The sequence below is a fragment of the Dietzia sp. DQ11-71 genome (assembly GCF_014144995.1).
GTDB lineage: Bacteria > Actinomycetota > Actinomycetes > Mycobacteriales > Mycobacteriaceae > Dietzia > Dietzia kunjamensis.
In genome coordinates, this window is record NZ_JAALDT010000327.1 from 1 (window position 1) to 1,260 (window position 1,260).

General features: G+C 73.8%; 2 protein-coding genes and 1 pseudogene. 2 read left to right on the top strand and 1 reads right to left on the bottom strand.

Features of this window, described 5'->3' with window-relative positions; translation table 11 throughout:
- The coding region (locus G6023_RS11705; RefSeq protein WP_182635627.1) for an LmeA family phospholipid-binding protein at window positions 1-397 on the bottom strand (397 nt) is incomplete at its 3' end.
- Between the two features lie 86 nt (window positions 398-483).
- On the opposite strand from G6023_RS11705, the gene G6023_RS11710 reads away from it, so the two are divergent.
- Together G6023_RS11710 and G6023_RS11715 are read left to right on the top strand one after the other, a co-directional pair.
- Window positions 484-1,044 carry a type 1 glutamine amidotransferase domain-containing protein gene (locus G6023_RS11710; protein WP_067719144.1) on the top strand — a complete coding sequence of 187 codons (561 nt, stop codon included), beginning with the start codon at window positions 484-486 and terminating at the stop codon, window positions 1,042-1,044.
- 13 nt (window positions 1,045-1,057) lie between these two features.
- Window positions 1,058-1,260 (top strand): annotated as a pseudogene (locus G6023_RS11715) (hypothetical protein); the annotation flags it as partial.

Sequence of the window (1,260 nt, forward strand, 5' to 3'; positions counted from 1 at the left end):
CGGCCGCCGCGAGCTGGTCGGCGCTGAGGGTCGCGGTGCCGTCCGCGGACTCGGCGCGGATACCGCCGTCGACCTGCGAGACCGAGTAGCCGGTCACGTCGATCCGCGGCACGGTGGCGTCACCGGGGGAGGTCAGGCGGACCGTGCCCACGGCCTGCTGCGTGGCCAGGTCCCACAACACCGGGCTGGTCCCGAACTCCACGGACACCGGCGCCCCGAGCTCCGCCGACGCCTCGCGCTCGGCCCGGTCCGACAGGTACCAGCGGGCGCCGAACTCCGCGGCCACCACCAGACCCGCCAGAAGCAGGAGCAGCAGGACCAGCGAGCACCCGCACCCGCACCCACCGCGCCTACCGTCGCGACGTCCTCTGCGGTCCATCCGATCTCGTCTGCCCATGGTCGTATCGTGCCGGACCGGAGCAGCCGGGTCTACCGTCGCCGGACCGGTTGCGGCGCGGCGGGCAGGACCTCACGATCGGGATCATGACCGAGACACAGGATGCACTCACTGACACCCGTACCGTCGCCTTCCTCGTGGCCTCCGAGGGGATCGAGCGCGTCGAGCTCACCGAACCGTGGGACGCCGTCTCCGACGCCGGCTTCCGGCCGGTCCTCGTCAGCACGGAGGACGGCGAGGTCGGGCTGGTCGATCACCTCAGCCCGGCCGGCACCCGGCCCGTGGACCGCACGAGTGCGGACATCTCCGCGGCCGACGTGGACGTGCTCGTCCTGCCCGGCGGCGTCGCGAACCCGGACGCCCTGCGCGGGGACCAGCACGCGGTGACCCTCGTGCGCGAGATGGTCGAGGCCGGCAAGCCCGTGTTCGCCATCTGCCATGCGCCGTGGGTCCTCATCGAGGCGGACGTGGTGCGCGGCCGGAAGGTCACCTCCTTCCCGAGCCTGCGGACCGACCTGGTCAACGCTGGCGCGGAGTGGGTCGACTCCGAGCTCGTCAGCGACGACGGGGTCTTCACGAGCCGCCGGCCCGACGATCTCCCGGCCTTCTGCGAGGCGCTCGTCGGCGCCGCCCGGGGGTCGGCCTAGGGGCGACCGGGCGATGATCGGCGTGTACGTCCACAACCGTGGACGGGGGCACCTGCACCGGGTGCTGCCGGTCGTCGCCGCGCTCCGCGACCGGGGCGACGAGGTCACGATGCTCGTCACCGGCCCCTTCGACGACACCCAGCGTCCCCCCGGGACCCGCGTGGTCCACCTGCCGACAGAGCCGGACGCACGGTCCGGGCCCGCCGCCGCGCACGC